Source organism: Bacillus sp. FSL K6-2841 (assembly GCF_037976435.1).
GTDB classification, from domain to species: domain Bacteria; phylum Bacillota; class Bacilli; order Bacillales; family Bacillaceae; genus Bacillus; species Bacillus pumilus.
Window position 1 is genome coordinate 1,346,336 of record NZ_CP150266.1, and the last position, 15,644, is coordinate 1,361,979.

At 41.0% G+C, this 15,644-nt stretch carries 13 protein-coding genes; 12 read left to right on the plus strand and 1 reads right to left on the minus strand.

Annotated features, from left to right (window positions below):
• The first annotated feature begins 258 nt into the window (after positions 1-258).
• From MHH68_RS06670 to MHH68_RS06685, 4 genes are all read left to right on the plus strand, one after another.
• The gene (locus tag MHH68_RS06670) at positions 259-1,575 is read left to right on the plus strand and encodes a polysaccharide biosynthesis protein (protein ID WP_323640296.1); all 1,317 of its coding nucleotides are present in this window, start codon (positions 259-261) and stop codon (positions 1,573-1,575) included.
• 54 nt (positions 1,576-1,629) lie between these two features.
• Complete coding sequence (gene stoA / locus MHH68_RS06675; RefSeq protein ID WP_339165653.1) at positions 1,630-2,118, plus strand: endospore biogenesis thiol-disulfide oxidoreductase StoA; 489 nt, start codon at positions 1,630-1,632, stop codon at positions 2,116-2,118.
• Positions 2,119-2,412: 294 nt separating this feature from the next.
• Entirely contained in the window at positions 2,413-4,332 is a 1,920-nt protein-coding gene (locus tag MHH68_RS06680) for a heavy metal translocating P-type ATPase (RefSeq protein WP_339165654.1), read from the plus strand.
• A 104-nt stretch (positions 4,333-4,436) separates the two neighbouring features.
• Entirely contained in the window at positions 4,437-5,531 is a 1,095-nt protein-coding gene (locus MHH68_RS06685) for a Xaa-Pro peptidase family protein (RefSeq protein WP_061407574.1), read from the plus strand.
• A gap of 53 nt (positions 5,532-5,584) precedes the next feature.
• Here MHH68_RS06685 and MHH68_RS06690 read toward each other — a convergent pair whose 3' ends face one another.
• On the minus strand, positions 5,585-5,728 hold the full coding sequence (locus MHH68_RS06690; RefSeq protein ID WP_162900848.1) for a hypothetical protein: 144 nt from the start codon (positions 5,726-5,728) through the stop codon (positions 5,585-5,587).
• Positions 5,729-5,821: 93 nt separating this feature from the next.
• Here MHH68_RS06690 and MHH68_RS06695 point away from each other — a divergent pair, with 93 nt between their 5' ends.
• From MHH68_RS06695 to MHH68_RS06730, 8 genes are all read left to right on the plus strand, one after another.
• Complete coding sequence (locus tag MHH68_RS06695; RefSeq protein ID WP_339165655.1) at positions 5,822-6,811, plus strand: LacI family DNA-binding transcriptional regulator; 990 nt, start codon at positions 5,822-5,824, stop codon at positions 6,809-6,811.
• A 55-nt stretch (positions 6,812-6,866) separates the two neighbouring features.
• Positions 6,867-7,721 carry a transcription antiterminator gene (locus MHH68_RS06700; protein ID WP_003212366.1) on the plus strand — a complete coding sequence of 285 codons (855 nt, stop codon included), beginning with the start codon at positions 6,867-6,869 and terminating at the stop codon, positions 7,719-7,721.
• Positions 7,722-7,923: 202 nt separating this feature from the next.
• Positions 7,924-10,023, plus strand: a complete 2,100-nt coding sequence (ptsG, locus tag MHH68_RS06705) for a glucose-specific PTS transporter subunit IIBC (RefSeq protein ID WP_058014136.1) — start codon at positions 7,924-7,926, stop codon at positions 10,021-10,023.
• Positions 10,024-10,116: 93 nt separating this feature from the next.
• Positions 10,117-10,383 carry a phosphocarrier protein HPr gene (locus MHH68_RS06710; protein ID WP_003211078.1) on the plus strand — a complete coding sequence of 89 codons (267 nt, stop codon included), beginning with the start codon at positions 10,117-10,119 and terminating at the stop codon, positions 10,381-10,383.
• On the plus strand, positions 10,383-12,101 hold the full coding sequence (gene ptsP / locus MHH68_RS06715; RefSeq protein ID WP_058014135.1) for a phosphoenolpyruvate--protein phosphotransferase: 1,719 nt from the start codon (positions 10,383-10,385) through the stop codon (positions 12,099-12,101). Before MHH68_RS06710 ends, ptsP begins: the two co-directional genes overlap by 1 nt.
• 97 nt (positions 12,102-12,198) lie before the next feature.
• Positions 12,199-12,441 (plus strand): transcriptional regulator SplA domain-containing protein, encoded by a 243-nt coding sequence (locus MHH68_RS06720; protein ID WP_058014134.1) that lies wholly within the window; start codon positions 12,199-12,201, stop codon positions 12,439-12,441.
• Positions 12,442-12,522: 81 nt separating this feature from the next.
• Positions 12,523-13,551, plus strand: a complete 1,029-nt coding sequence (splB, locus tag MHH68_RS06725; RefSeq protein ID WP_058014133.1) for a spore photoproduct lyase — start codon at positions 12,523-12,525, stop codon at positions 13,549-13,551.
• A gap of 117 nt (positions 13,552-13,668) precedes the next feature.
• Positions 13,669-15,630: a methyl-accepting chemotaxis protein gene (locus tag MHH68_RS06730; RefSeq protein WP_339165656.1), complete on the plus strand. Its 1,962-nt coding sequence runs from the start codon at positions 13,669-13,671 to the stop codon at positions 15,628-15,630.
• Positions 15,631-15,644 lie beyond the last annotated feature (14 nt).

Genomic DNA, 15,644 nt, shown 5'->3' on the forward strand with positions numbered 1-15,644 from the left:
CTTTGTCAGGACTGTGCTCCGGTGCTCACGAATAATCAATTCGCTCCGCTCCTGTGCTCGCCCTTCCTAGACTGCAAAGGTTTTCTATCGCGCTGAAAGGAAGACAAAGAACTAAAATAAAAACATTTTTAGCCCTTTGTCAATGTTCTAAAGCGATCAATCAGATCGCTCTTTTTTTTGTCTTCATTTATCAAAATATTTTCAGGACTTGTCTCATAGAATGTGAAAAGAATTTGCTTTAGATAAAGGGGAGGCTACATGAATCGATTTGTAAAAGGGGTCATTCTGCTATCTGTCGCAGCTTTCATTGCGGAGTGTATAGAGTTTTTAGTCAATATGATTTTAGCGAGAGAGCTTGGAGAGCATGGAATGGGTCTATATATGAGTATCCTTCCAATCATCATGCTTGTCCTTGTGATTGCCAGCTTAGAGCTGCCAGTCTCCATTTCTAAATTCATTGCAGAATCGCATGAGCGGCTCCATAAAAGTATGCTCCGCCATGCGTTTAAAATGACGCTTGTGGTGACGAGTACAACAACGGGGATCGCTGCGATTGTTCTGCCGTTCATTCCTGTATTTCAGTCGTATCATCCGCTCATGAAAGGGCTTGTGCTGTCTCTTATTCCAATTATTGCGTTTACCTCGATTGCACGCGGCTATTTTATGGGAAAGCAGCAAATGGGAAGGATCGCTCTTGCCAATATGCTGAAGAAAACGATCCAGCTTATTTGCTTGTTTTTGTTCTTTCATTGGTATTCGTTTGATATTGAAACAGCAGTACTCATTGCCATCGGTGTCATTGTCGCGAGTGATCTTGTCGTCTTTATTTATTTATACTCCCAATACGTCATGGCAAAAAATGCTGTCCATGTCAGGTCTGTTGAATTAAGAGGGATTGACGTGAGAAAGCGACTATTAGCCGTCTCTATTCCAACAACGGGCATGCGGATTTTTCATGCAATCGCAAATGCCATAGAACCATTTTTAATCAAAGGGGCACTTATTGCTGCAGGCATCTCTGGCACACTTGCTGTTGATCATTACGGCATGCTGGCTGGTGTCGCGATGTCGATTGGTTTTTTCCCAGCGTTTATCGCTCATTCCATCATGATTGTGATGATTCCCAATGTATCTGAAGCCTATGCTTTAGGTCAGTATGATCTTGTGAAAAAACGTGTCAGGCAGGCGATTCTCATTACATTTGGGTACGGGGTACCGGCAGTGATGGTGATGTATTATTTTGCTTATCCGCTCACACAGCTCTTTTTTGATTCACCGCAAGCTGCTGTCTACTTACAGCTGCTTTGGCCGTACTTTTTATGCCACCTGTTTGTGATGCCGTTTCAAGCGTGCTTAATCGGTATGGGGCTCATTAAAGATGTGTTCCTACATAATATATGGGTGCATGTCGTCTCGTTTTCAATGGTGTATTTTCTCGGATCAATTGAAAGCTTAAATATGATGGGGGTTATATTAGGGATGAATACGGGCATGCTCCTCTTGACTGCACTGCATTATGCGACGATTTGTAAGGAGCTCGGTGTTTCCATGTTTCTTAGAATGAAAAAAGCATGAATGCCCTCTTCGGCGAGCGGGCAAGCTATAAGAAAACTGGGAAGGAAGATCCTGATGAAAATTAAATATCTACCCGCCAGTCTTCTTATGATGACCATGCTTCTATTACTCATAGGCAGCGAGGCTGAAGCGAAAGAGCCCGTTATGGCGCCAAAAATAGAGGCTCCTACATTAACTGGTGAGACGCAGATGATTCCGATGAAAGGAAAAAAGACCATTTTGCATTTTTGGACAACATGGTGCCCGTCCTGCAAAATGGAGCTGCCTGTATTTGACCAGATCGTGAAAGAAAATCAGAGTGATGTAGATATCTTAACGGTGAATTTACTAGGTGCTGAACAAAGTAAACATGCGGTTGCCCAATTTGTGAAAGATAGAAAGTTTACATTCCCGGTCATACTAGATGAGGGAGGGCACATGATGAAGAAATACCAAATCATCACCATTCCAACCAGCTTTTTGATAAATGAAAAAGGGGAAATAGTGAAAAATCATGTAGGTCCACTGACGAAAAAACAAATCAAAGAGTGGACGAATTTTTAGAACGAAACCTTATTTCAAGAACCAAGGGTCATTCCTTTGGTTCTTTTTTGTGTTCAATTTCTTTTCATCTGAATAAACTGTGCTCAGAAGATGGAATGGTTCCTATCATCAATAATGATAATTATTATCAAAAAGAAATTATAATAATTATTAATTGAAAATTGTTCAGAACCTGTTATAATGAGTTACAGACCAATAAAAAGCTTGAAATAGCAGAAAATATAGATGGAAAAAGGAAACGGGCAACAATTGATGATGTGAAAACCATTATCAATTAGAGAGGAGAAAACAATCATGAATGAGAATACAGCACTTTATCAAACAACAAATCAAAAGGAATCGAAATGGTCCCTTCATCAATGGGCACAGCACGGAGAATTAATAGCAGCAGGTATCTCGGGGATTCTCATTTTAATTGGATGGATTTTAAAGGATCAGAGCATGTGGAGCATTCCTCTTTTCATCCTAGCATTTGTCATTGGAGGTTTTGCAAAGGCGAAGGAAGGAATTGAAGAAACCATTTCGTCTAAAAGCTTGAATGTTGAACTTTTAATGATTTTCGCAGCCATTGGCTCAGCGATCATTGGATATTGGGCAGAGGGCGCGATCTTAATTTTTATTTTCTCGCTTAGTGGTGCGCTTGAAACGTATACATCAAATAAAAGCAAGAAGGATTTAACAGCTTTAATGAGCATCGCGCCAAATGAAGCGATTTTAATTGAAGAAGATGGCACGACCATTCAAGTCGCTGCTTCATCATTAATACCAGGTGACCGTATCATGATCAAAGCTGGGGAACGTATTGCAGCAGATGGTGTGATTTTAAGCGGAAGAACAAGTGTAGATGAATCTGCGCTCACGGGCGAGTCTGTGCCTCAGGAAAAAGGGCAAGGTGAAGACGTGTTTGCAGGCACAGTGAACTTAAATGGTTCCTTAACAGTAGAAGTGACCAAACATAATGAAGAAACGCTTTTCCATAAAATTATTAAACTTGTCGAATCGGCTCAAGAAAGTGTGTCGCCAAGCCAGGCATTTATTGAAAAATTCGAAGGTGCTTATGTAAAAGGTGTACTGATCACCGTCGCGATTTTAATGGTTCTGCCTCATTTTGTACTAGGCTGGAGTATGAGTGAAACCTTCTACCGGGCTATGGTGTTTATGGTTGTAGCATCACCTTGTGCGCTTGTTGCATCCATTATGCCAGCTGCTTTGTCACTGATCTCAAACGGCGCAAGAAACGGAATGCTTGTCAAAGGGAGCGTCTTTTTAGAAAAGCTAGGCACTAGCAGTATGATTGCTTTTGACAAAACGGGGACAATTACAAGCGGAAAGCCAGCTGTAGAGCAGGTGGTGATCGCTAAAGGACAAGAGGAAGCGGCCTTTTATCAGGCGCTTTATCAAATTGAAAGTCAATCAAACCATCCATTAGCGAAAGCGATCTCTGATATGGCACAAGAGCAACAAATAGAAAGATCAGCTCATGTCACCATTGAAGAAACCTCTGGTTTTGGTGTAAAGGCACAATTGAATGGAGAAACGTGGCGGATTGGGAAGAAAGACTTTGCTGGCAAGGCTTCAATGGACCGTGAGATTGAAGAGACAGGAGAGTATCTTTCTGAAAAAGGATATACAGTGGTGTATGTTCAAAAGGATCAAGTAGTCGTTGGGTGCCTTGGCCTTAAAGATCAAATGAGACCTGAAGCGAAGAAAATGATTCAAGAGCTGAATGATTTAGGCATCCAAACGGTCATGCTGACAGGAGATCAGCAAAAAACGGCTGAAGCCATTGCACAGGAAGCTGGCATCCAAACGGTTGTCGCTGAGTGTCTGCCAGATGAAAAGGTCCATGAGGTCAATCAACTAAAAAAACAAGGAAACTCAATCATCATGGTAGGTGACGGAATCAATGATGCACCTGCACTCGCCACAGCAGATGTGGGGGTTGCGATGGGCGGAGGAACAGACGTAGCCTTAGAAACAGCAGATTTGATCTTAATGAAAAACAATTTAAATAACTTAACAAAGATGATCCGTCTTTCAAGAAAGATGAATCGAATCATTAAGCAAAATATTATTTTCTCATTAACGGTGATTTGCTTGTTAATTTGTGCGAATTTCTTACAAGTGCTTGATTTGCCTTTTGGCGTAATCGGGCATGAAGGAAGTACGATTTTGGTCATTTTAAATGGACTGCGTCTGCTTCGTGCATCTTAAGCAAATCATCATAGCGCACTTGGCTTCTGCCAGTGCGTTTTTGTGCGAAATATAACAAAAACTGATACAATAGATCAGTAGTAAAACGTGTGAGGAGGATCACGATGAACCGAATGAAAAGCTTGTCTTCTTGGCTAAAGGAAAAAGACATTCAAGGTGCATTTATACATACAAAGGAAAATGTGTTTTATCTATCTGGATACTTCACAGAGCCGCATGAAAGAGTAATGGGGCTGTTTGTGTTTCAAGAGGCAGATCCATTTTTTATTTTGCCTAAAATGGAAGTCGAGCAGGCGAAAAATGCTGGGTGGTCAGGCGATATTATTGGTTATGAAGACCATGAGAATCCATTTGATTTCATTCAGTCAGCAGTAGAAAAACGCGGTGTAAGAGCAACTCGGCTTGCAATTGAAAAAGAGTCAATTCCGCTTCAAAGAGCAGAACAGCTTCAAGCTGCTACTGGGGCAGAAACTTTTGTCCGGGCAGAAGAAGAGCTCAATCAGCTAAGACTCATTAAAGATGAATCTGAAATTGCTACACTGAAAAAAGCCGCTCAATTGGCAGATGAAGGGGTAAAAATTGGGGTGAACGCCTTAGAAGAAGGAGTCACCGAAACAGAAGTGCTCGCTGTCATTGAATATGAGCTAAAGAAAAAAGGCATTCAAGGCATGTCCTTTTCGACGATGGTTCTCTTTGGCGAAAAATCAGGAGAGCCTCACGGAAATCCAGGACAGGCAGTCTTAAAAAAAGGCGACTTTGTGTTATTTGACCTTGGTGTCATTGTTGATGGATATTGCTCAGACATTACAAGAACATTTATTTATCAGGAAGCTTCTGATCAGCAAAAGGACATCTATCAAACCGTCCTAAACGCAGAAATGGCGGCACTTGAAATGAGTAAACCGGGCGTGAGAATTGGGGACCTGGACTTAAAAGCACGCGGGCTGATCGCTGATGCTGGATATGGAGACTATTTCCCTCACCGCCTTGGACACGGTCTAGGGGTGTCTGTTCATGAGTTTCCTTCGATGAGCCAGGCAAATGATGATCTTCTCCAAGAGGGCATGGTGTATACGATCGAACCGGGAATCTATGTTCCAGGAGTCGGCGGCGTCAGAATTGAAGATGATGTACTAATCACAGCGGATGGTCCAGTTACTTTAACCAATTATCCGAAAGAGCTGACGATCATCAAGTAATAAAAAAATCACGATGAACGCCCATGTCCTGGAAGTGTCATCGTGATTTTTTGTCACTCTTTTCGATCCTTATCAACAAAAAAATCATCAATTGATTGAAACGGTTTGATTTTATGTTCTTTTCCTAAAGGATGTAGTGCAAAACGAGCAGAAAACAAAACAGTCATACATAATATAATCCATATGATGAAACCCATCTTGAATTCCCCTTTCCACCCAGTGATTTGTTCAGCTCACATACATCTTAAAGTATGAAACGCTTACCATATCAAGAGAAAGTAGGAGAAAAATTGGCAAACATAAGGGAGATTGCAAAAAGAGCGGGCGTATCTGTGACAACTGTATCACGTGTGTTGAATCATCATCCTTATGTCAAAGAAGATAAACGAGATCGTGTTCTTGGTGCGATGAAAGAGCTCAAATATACGAGAAACATTCAGGCTGTCCATTTAGCCAAGGGTTATTCAAATATGCTTGGCATCGTTCTTCCAACAATTGATCATTCTTATTTCAGCAGACTTGTCACAGGGATTGCAGAAAAAGCACAGGCGCACGGCATGCATTTTGCTTTGTTTCAAACAGGATATGATCCTTTAAAAGAAAAAGAAGCCTTGATGAGCTTAAAAGAGCGCCGCGTGGATGGATTAATCTTTTGCTCAAATGCGTTAAGTGATCGAGACATTTTAAGGTGGCAGGAATCTGGGCCTATCATTTTTTGCCATCCGGCGCCAATTGAAGACTGTTCAACGGTGTCGATTGCTCATGATCAAGCTTTTAAAGAAGGGCTGCATCATTTAGCAGCATGCGGGCATCAGCGAATCGCAATTGTTCTAGCCAGAATAGAAGGCGCAAACAGCCAGTCACGCCTTCAAGCTTATCAAGATATGATGAAAGCGCTTGGGCAGGAGATTGATGAAGAATGGGTCATCGAAGGGAAGCTAACACTTTTTGATGGAAAACAATTATTTACAGAGTGGCAAGAAATGAAGAATCGCCCCACAGCATTATTCATCACAAATGATGACGTATCAGCAGGCTTTTTATTAGAGGCGCAGCGTCACGATATAAAAGTAGGAGAATCTCCAGCCATACTCGGCTTTCAAAATGATCAATTAAGTGAGGCCTTGGGGATTTCCAGCATTGATATTCCGCTGAAACGAATGGGGCAGGAAGCGTTTGACTTGTTCGACCGAGCTATAAAAGGAGAGGTGCCAGAGAAAAGAATGCTGCCATTTCGCCTGATCGAGCGATCGACCACCGTTTTCAAAAACAATCGTTGACGCACGTTTCATCTGTTTTGTACGATAAGAGGGATTGAATAAGAAGGAGGTGGGGATGTTCATGGAATCCTTCACCGTTGATAAAGCGTTAAATAATAATGTCATCATCGCAAGACACCCTTCTTTGGGCGAAGTAGTTCTGATTGGGAAAGGAATCGGCTTCGGGAAAAAATCGGGTGATGTTCTCGATCAAGATACATTTGAAAAAATGTTTGTTCTTAAAAATACAAAGGAACAAACAGAATATAAACAGCTGCTTCACCACATTGATGAGAACATGATCGAGCTTGCCAATGACGTCATTTATCATATACGAGAAAAAATGGGACACCGTTTGAATGAGCATATTCATATTGCCCTGACTGACCATATTGCGTTTAGTTTTAAGCGGGTGCAGCAAGGATACGATATCACCAATCCCTTTATGCTTGAGACAAAATCGCTGTATCCGAAAGAATACGAGGTCGCAAAGGAAGTCGTTGAGCTCATTAACGAGCGTCCTGATGTCGAAACAAAGCTGCCAGAAGGAGAGATTGGTTTTATTGCGCTCCATATTCACTCAGCTTTAACGAATCGGCCATTATCTGAGGTGAACCGTCATTCGCAGCTCATCACGCAAATGGTCCAAGTCATAGAAGATTCATTTCATATGAAAGTCGACAGAGAAAGTATTCATTATTTACGCTTATTACGCCATATTACGTTTTCGATTGAGCGTATTAAACGGGAAGAATCTTTAGAGGAGCCAGAAAAATTGCTTCATCTATTGAAAAATGAATATCCTTTATGCTACAATACTGCTTGGAAAATGATCAAAATATTACAACATGCATTGAAAAAGCCTGTACAGGATGCCGAGGCTGTCTACCTGACACTTCATCTGTACAGATTGACAAATAAAATTTCATAGTTTCCTAGAAACGTGTAACTGATTCGATCAGGCATGAGTGACTTAAGGTAAATACAGGATAAGATCCTGTTATTTGCGCAACCTTATATCACCATGCCTTTTTTTGTGTTTGAAAGTGAAATGTAAACGGTTAACTATGAAATGGATGTCAGGGAGCGTCCCGCATGTGCGTTGTAAGCGAAAATAAAAGGAGGTTCAACTAGTGTTTAAATCACTTTTTGGTGTGTTGCAAAAAATTGGACGAGCACTTATGCTTCCAGTTGCGATCCTTCCTGCTGCTGGTATTTTACTAGCACTTGGGAATGCGATGCAAAATCCGCAGCTGATTGATGTAGCTCAATTTTTAAGCAATGATACAATTCAGCTTGTTGCAAGCGTCATGGAAAATGCAGGGAACATTGTCTTCTCGAATCTTCCGCTCTTATTTGCTGTAGGGGTTGCCATCGGTCTAGCTAATGGAGACGGTGTGGCAGGGATTGCCGCAATTATCGGTTATCTTGTCATGAACGTGACAATGAGCGCCGTATTAATGGCCAATGGATCAATTCCATCTGATTCCATCAAATTGGCTAAGTTCTTTAAGGAAAGCCATCCAGCGTATATTAATATGCTTGGCATTCCGACCTTGTCTACCGGCGTCTTTGGCGGGATAATTGTCGGGGTATTAGCAGCTTATATGTATAATAAATTTTATAAAATTGAGCTTCCGCAATATCTCGGCTTCTTTGCTGGAAAACGCTTTGTTCCAATTGTTACATCTATTTCAGCACTTATTTTAGGGCTTTTGATGCTAGTCATTTGGCCGCCAATCCAAGGTGCACTGAACTCGTTCTCAACAGGACTGCTCGCAGCGAATGAGCCGCTTGCTGCCTTTGTATTCGGTGTTATTGAACGCTCATTAATTCCGTTTGGTCTGCACCACATTTTCTACTCGCCATTCTGGTATGAGTTCTTTAGTTATAAGAGCTTATCAGGTGAGCTTGTCCGTGGTGATCAGCGTATCTTCATGGCACAAATCAAAGATGGTGTTCAGCTGACAGCTGGTACATTCATGACAGGAAAATATCCGTTCATGATGTTTGGACTCCCAGCAGCAGCACTTGCGATTTACCATGAAGCAAAACCAAAGAATAAAAAGCTTGTCGCTGGAATTATGGGATCAGCAGCCCTGACTTCTTTCCTAACAGGGATTACTGAACCGCTTGAATTCTCATTCTTATTTGTTGCACCAGTGTTATTTGCAATCCACTGTGTATTTGCTGGATTATCCTTTATGATAATGGATATTCTAAACGTGAAAATCGGTATGACCTTCTCAGGAGGATTAATCGACTTCTTCTTATTCGGAATCTTGCCAAACAGAACTGCTTGGTGGCTTGTGATTCCAGTTGGTCTTGTACTTGCCGTTATTTATTACTTCGGATTTAGATTCGCTATTCGCAAATTTAATCTGAAAACGCCAGGCCGTGAGGATGAAGCAGCTGACGGTGCAAGTAGTGCTAAGTCTGAAAAGGGTAATGACTTGCCTTATGAAATTCTTGAAGCAATGGGTGACCAAGAAAACATTAAACACCTTGATGCTTGTATTACGCGTTTACGTGTTACTGTGAATGATCAGAAGAAAGTGGACAAAGACCGCTTGAAAAAGCTTGGTGCTTCAGGAGTTCTTGAAGTAGGAAACAACATTCAGGCTATCTTCGGACCACGCTCTGATAATTTAAAAACACAAATGCAGGACATCATTGCAGGCCGCACGCCTCGTCCAGCGAAAGACCCTTCTGCAAAAGAAGAAGTCAGCCAGCAGGTCGAAGAAGTCATTGCAAAACCACTTCAAAACGAGCAAGGTGAAGAAATCTTTGCTTCACCAATTACAGGGGAGCTTCATCCGATTACAGATGTACCAGATCAAGTATTCTCAGGGAAAATGATGGGTGACGGTTTCGCCATCTTGCCAACAGATGGAACGGTGGTTTCACCGGTGAAAGGGAAGATCTTAAATGTATTCCCAACGAAACACGCAATTGGCCTGCAATCTGATGGTGGACTTGAAATTTTAATCCACTTCGGTATTGATACGGTCAGCCTCAAAGGAGAAGGATTTGAAGCATTTGTACAAGAGGGAGATCAAGTAGAAATCGGTCAAAAACTCTTAGAGGTTGATATTGATAAAATTAAGTCTGAAGTACCATCTTTAATGACACCAATTGTATTTACCAACTTAAGTGAAGGACAATTTATTGACCTTCAAAAATCCGGTGAAATCAACGCTGGTCAAGAAAACATCATGAAAATTTCAAAATAATTTTCATAACTGCCGTTCTTGTTAGATGACAAGCTCGGCAGTATGATATAATATTGTGGATGTATTAATTGTATAAAAAGGAGATTGATAAAAATGGCTCAACAAACATTCAAAGTAACTGCAGATTCTGGAATTCACGCACGTCCTGCAACAGTTCTTGTACAAACTGCTAGTAAATATGATGCTGATATCAACTTAGAATATAATGGTAAAACAGTGAACCTGAAATCTATTATGGGTGTAATGTCTCTAGGAATTGCGAAAGGTGCTACAATCACTATCTCTGCTTCTGGTTCTGATGAAAATGATGCACTTGCTGCACTTAAAGACACAATGAAAAGTGAAGGCCTAGGCGAGTAATGCAACAACTGAAAGGAATCGGTGCTTCAGCAGGCGTTGCGATTGCAAAAGCATATCGTCTGGAAGAACCAGATTTAACAGTTCACCAAAAAGACATCAACGATCCAGAGACAGAAGTGAAGCGTTTTGAAGAAGCAATTCATGTTTCTAAACAAGAACTTGAAGCAATTAAAGAACATGCGCTAAAAGAGCTTGGCCAAGACAAAGCAGATATCTTTTCTGCACACCTTCTTGTGTTAAGTGATCCAGAGCTGCTAAACCCAGTAAAGGATAAAATCAACTCTGATAAAGTAAATGCTGAATTTGCTTTAAAAGAAACAGCGACAATGTTTGTCACAATGTTCGAAGCAATGGACAATGAATACATGAAGGAACGTGCAGCGGATATTCGCGACGTAACAAAACGTGTAACTGGACATTTGCTAGGCGTTGACATTCCGAATCCAAGCATGATTTCTGAAGAAGTCATCATCATTGCTGAAGATTTGACTCCTTCCGATACAGCTCAGCTGAACAGACAATTTGTCAAAGGTTTTGCGACAGATATCGGCGGTCGTACTTCTCACTCAGCGATTATGGCAAGATCAATGGAGATTCCAGCTGTTGTTGGAACAAAAGAAGCAACAAAAACGGTGAAAAATAATGATCTGATCATTGTTGATGGTATTAGCGGAGACGTCATCATTCAGCCTTCTGAAGATGAAGTGAAAGCGTATCAAAAAAAGCATGAAGACTACTTAGCTCAAAAAGCGGAATGGGCGAAACTTGTTGATCAGCCAACGGTCACAAAAGACGGCGTTCACGTAGAGCTAGCTGCAAATATCGGAACACCTGAAGATGTAAAAGGTGTACTTGAAAATGGCGGCGAAGCAGTCGGATTGTACCGTACTGAATTTTTATACATGGGCAGAGATCAGCTTCCTACAGAAGAAGAGCAGTTCGATGCATATAAAACTGTTTTAGAGAGAATGGAAGGCAAAGCAGTGGTTGTCCGCACACTAGATATTGGTGGCGATAAAGAACTTCCTTACTTGCAGCTTCCAAAAGAAATGAACCCGTTTCTTGGCTTTAGAGCGATCCGCCTTTGCCTCGAAGAACAGGAGATTTTCAGAACACAACTACGCGCCTTACTTCGTGCAAGTACATATGGAAACTTGAAAATCATGTTCCCTATGATCGCGACGTTATCAGAATTTAGAGAAGCAAAAGCCATTTTACTTGAAGAAAAAGAAGCATTGGTTGCCGCTGGTACAGACGTATCCGATTCCATTGAAATCGGTATAATGGTAGAAATTCCATCAACAGCTGTCATCGCAGACCAATTTGCAAAAGAGGTTGATTTCTTCAGTATTGGAACGAATGACTTGATTCAATACACAATGGCTGCTGATCGAATGAACGAACGAGTGTCTTATCTTTACCAGCCTTACAATCCAGCGATTTTACGTCTGATTACGCTTGTTATTGAAGCAGCGCATAAAGAAGGTAAATGGGTTGGCATGTGCGGTGAGATGGCAGGAGATGAAATCGCCATTCCTCTTCTACTTGGATTAGGATTAGATGAATTCTCAATGAGTGCAACATCTATTCTTCCAGCAAGAACTCAGCTAAGCAAGCTTTCTAAGGAAGAAGCTGCATCATTTAAAGAGCATATTTTATCACTTAGCACTACAGAAGAAGTAGTTGATTTCGTGAAGAAAACGTTTCAACATAACTAAGTGAATTCAAACCAGACAGTCACCCTGTCTGGTTTTTTTGTCGAATTTTATCATATTGGGTCATATCCGTCAGAGAGAAGGGCATTCTATAAGAAAAATGGAGGTGACCAGATTGCCTTTCTCAGACTATCAACCGGGTGATCAAGTCTATGTGATTTATCGAAATCCACATGCAGCAAACGTAGCACAAATCAAAGAAGCAGAAATTGTTTCACATCCATACAACGAAGAGGAGCTTGCCCTATTTTTACTTGAAACGTACCATCCTTTAGCTCCAGATGATGCGGTCTTTTCGACATATGAAGAAGCAGAAGCTCTTTATCAAGATTTGTTTGAATAAGGGAGATTTTAGAAAGGATAAAAGCCATCTTGCACGGTTAAAGTAACGGTAGAAAACCTATAAGGTAAGGATGTGCTAAATATGATCAAACCTTTTGTGCCCCAGCTTGTGTACATTGAACCACGGGCGTTAGAGTACCCGTTAGGACGAGAACTGAAGGAAAAGTTCGAGGGTATGGGGATTGAAATAAGGGAAACGACTTCACATAACCAAGTAAGAAATATTCCGGGTAAAAATGACTTGCAAAAGTATCGTAATGCGAAATCAACGCTTGTCATTGGTGTGAGGAAAACGTTGAAGTTCGATACGTCTAAACCATCTGCAGAGTATGCGATCCCATTTGCGACAGGCTGTATGGGGCATTGCCATTATTGCTATCTGCAAACGACGATGGGAAGTAAGCCATACATTCGAACATATGTGAATGTTGAAGAAATATTAGATCAGGCGGAGCAGTACATGAACGAACGTGCGCCAGAAATCACGAGATTTGAAGCTTCTTGTACGTCAGATATTGTAGGAATTGACCATCTGACACATACACTAAAGACAGCAATTGAATACTTCGGCCAGACTGATCTTGGCAAGCTTCGCTTTGTGACCAAATTTCATCATGTCGATCATTTACTTGATGCAAAGCATAATGGCCGGACAAGATTTCGCTTTAGTATCAATGCAGATTATGTCATTAAATATTTCGAACCCGGTACATCACCGTTAGATCAGCGGATTGAAGCGGCTGTCAAGGTTGCGAAAGCAGGTTATCCCCTTGGCTTTATTATTGCCCCAATCTACATTCACGAAGGCTGGCAGGAAGGATATAAAGTTCTTTTTGAAAAGCTCGATGCAGCTCTACCTGAAGATGTGAGGCACGATATCACCTTTGAAATGATCCAGCATCGTTTTACAAAACCAGCGAAGCGTGTGATCCAAAAAAACTATCCGAAATCAAAATTAGAATTAGATGAAGAAAAAAGACGTTACAAGTGGGGTAGATATGGAATTGGGAAATATATCTATCAAAAAGATGAGGAACAAGAACTAAGACAGACGTTAGAATCATATATCGATCAGTACTTTCCGAATGCAAAAATTGAATATTTTACTTAAAGCAAGCCTTTATGGCTTGTTTTTTCTATTTAAATTTTCTCGCAACTATTGAATGCGGTATCAATTTTGCCGATATATAAAACAAGGTATGAAAGTAGGATATAGGGGTGTGAGGAGATGTTTAAGAAACTTCAAGTGAGAATAGCTGTTTTCATCTCAGTTATTTTAATTTTAACCGTTGTGGCAGTTCAAGTGGGTTCCAACATGGTATTAACACCACTCATTGAACGGGATGCAAAAACGACCACAGTAGCAACAGCAGAAAGCATGAGAGATATTATTGCTCAAAAGCTTGATAATTACGGGGATACAATAAACAAACTGGCAACAAGTACACTGACAGAAGATTTTGCTCAAAAGCAAACAAAACAAATATTAGCCTTTGAAAATGATGAACTAAAAGGCTTGCAGGAGCAGGATGAACTGATTTCACTTGCCTATATAGGAACAAGTGACGCCAAAATGTTTGCCTTCCCTGAATCTGATTTTGGTGAAGGATATGATCCAACAAAGAGAGATTGGTTTATCAATTCTGCTGAAAAGCCTGATGAAGTCATCTGGACAGATCCGTACATTGATAAAGCAACGAATGAAATGGTTGTCTCAGCCACCAAGGCAATTGTGCGAAATGGAAAAGTTGTTGGAGTCGCAGGACTTGATTTGAAGCTATCTTCCATTCAATCGTATATTAAGGAACAAAAGATTCCTTATATGGGAACTGCTTTCTTAGTTGATGGCAAAGGAACGATTTTGGCACATCCAACTGAGCAAGGAAAAAACATATCAAAAGTCGCTTCTGTAAAAAAAGCGGTCGACAATTCCGGTATTGATGATAAAAAAGAACTGACGGTTATTTCTAAAATCAAAGAAGCAGACTGGACAATAGGTGTCAGCTTTGAGAAAAAGAAACTGCTTTGGATCACAGAACAAATGAATCAGACAAGCATCATTATTTCAGTGATTGCCATTATTATTGCGATCATTCTCAGTTTCTTATTAGCAAAAAGCATTACAACGCCAATCAAGCGTCTGATTGAGCATGTGCGTAAGGTATCTGAAGGTGATTTAACCAGCCCACTTGAAACGAAATCTCAAGATGAGATTGGTTTCCTCACAAAGAGCTTTAATCAAATGACCGAGGGGATCAGAGAGTTAATTGAAAAAGTAAAAGGGGCTTCAGATCAAGTAGTAAAATCAACGGATGAAGTCACACAAATTTCAAATGAAACCTTGCTGTCGAGCGAGCAGATTGCAACGGCCATTCAAGAGGTGGCAACAGGGGCGTCTAAGCAGGCTTCAGATGCAGAAACGATTAATGAGAAATCAGAGCATTTGTATGAGAAAGTGCGCCATATGGGTGAGCTTGCCTCACAAATGCAAACCAACTCAAAATCATCAGAAGACGCAAGCTATAAAGGGCTAGATGCACTTGGGGTGCTCGTTCAAAAATCAACAAAAGCGAGCGAAGAATCGAAAAAGGTAGAGCAAATGCTGCTAGACCTGGAGCATAAAACAAAAAATATTGAAAATGTAGTGACAGCCATTTCTCAAATCTCGGATCAAACGAATTTACTTGCACTGAATGCAAGCATTGAAGCAGCGAGAGCTGGAGAAAGCGGACGAGGCTTTGCTGTTGTTGCAGAAGAAGTCAGAAAGCTTGCTGAACAATCTGCGGAATCAACAAAACACATTAGTGAAACCGTTAAACTCATTCAAGATGAATCGAAGAAGGCGGCTGAAGCGATGACAGTAGCAAGTAAGATGAATGAGGAACAAGGTGACGCCATTAATGCAACAGGCGAGGCACTCAGCAGCATCACAATGGAAATGCAGGCACTTGTCGGATCAATCGACAGCATTCATACACAGATCAATGAAATGACAGAAGAACAGCAGAAGATGAGTGATTCCATTCAAAGCATTGCTGCAATTTCTGAAGAATCTGCGGCTTCAGCTGAGGAAGTACATGCGTCTACAGATGAACAAGTCCAAGCGTTAGAAAGAACGAAAACTTCGACTGAAATGCTGAACGAATCAAGCCAGGCGTTACGTCAGGCGGTTGACAGATTTAAGGTGTAATCAAGCAGAAAGGA

Coding starts and splice junctions, on each gene's coding strand:
- MHH68_RS06720 (WP_058014134.1), top strand. CDS start 12,199: ATGGAGGTGACCAGATTGCCTTTCTCAGACTATCAACCGGGTGATCAA.
- MHH68_RS06730 (WP_339165656.1), top strand. CDS start 13,669: ATGTTTAAGAAACTTCAAGTGAGAATAGCTGTTTTCATCTCAGTTATT.
- MHH68_RS06685 (WP_061407574.1), top strand. CDS start 4,437: ATGAACCGAATGAAAAGCTTGTCTTCTTGGCTAAAGGAAAAAGACATT.
- MHH68_RS06670 (WP_323640296.1), top strand. CDS start 259: ATGAATCGATTTGTAAAAGGGGTCATTCTGCTATCTGTCGCAGCTTTC.
- MHH68_RS06710 (WP_003211078.1), top strand. CDS start 10,117: ATGGCTCAACAAACATTCAAAGTAACTGCAGATTCTGGAATTCACGCA.
- stoA (WP_339165653.1), top strand. CDS start 1,630: ATGAAAATTAAATATCTACCCGCCAGTCTTCTTATGATGACCATGCTT.
- MHH68_RS06690 (WP_162900848.1), bottom strand. CDS start 5,728: ATGGGTTTCATCATATGGATTATATTATGTATGACTGTTTTGTTTTCT.
- MHH68_RS06680 (WP_339165654.1), top strand. CDS start 2,413: ATGAATGAGAATACAGCACTTTATCAAACAACAAATCAAAAGGAATCG.
- splB (WP_058014133.1), top strand. CDS start 12,523: ATGATCAAACCTTTTGTGCCCCAGCTTGTGTACATTGAACCACGGGCG.
- ptsP (WP_058014135.1), top strand. CDS start 10,383: ATGCAACAACTGAAAGGAATCGGTGCTTCAGCAGGCGTTGCGATTGCA.
- MHH68_RS06700 (WP_003212366.1), top strand. CDS start 6,867: ATGTTCATGGAATCCTTCACCGTTGATAAAGCGTTAAATAATAATGTC.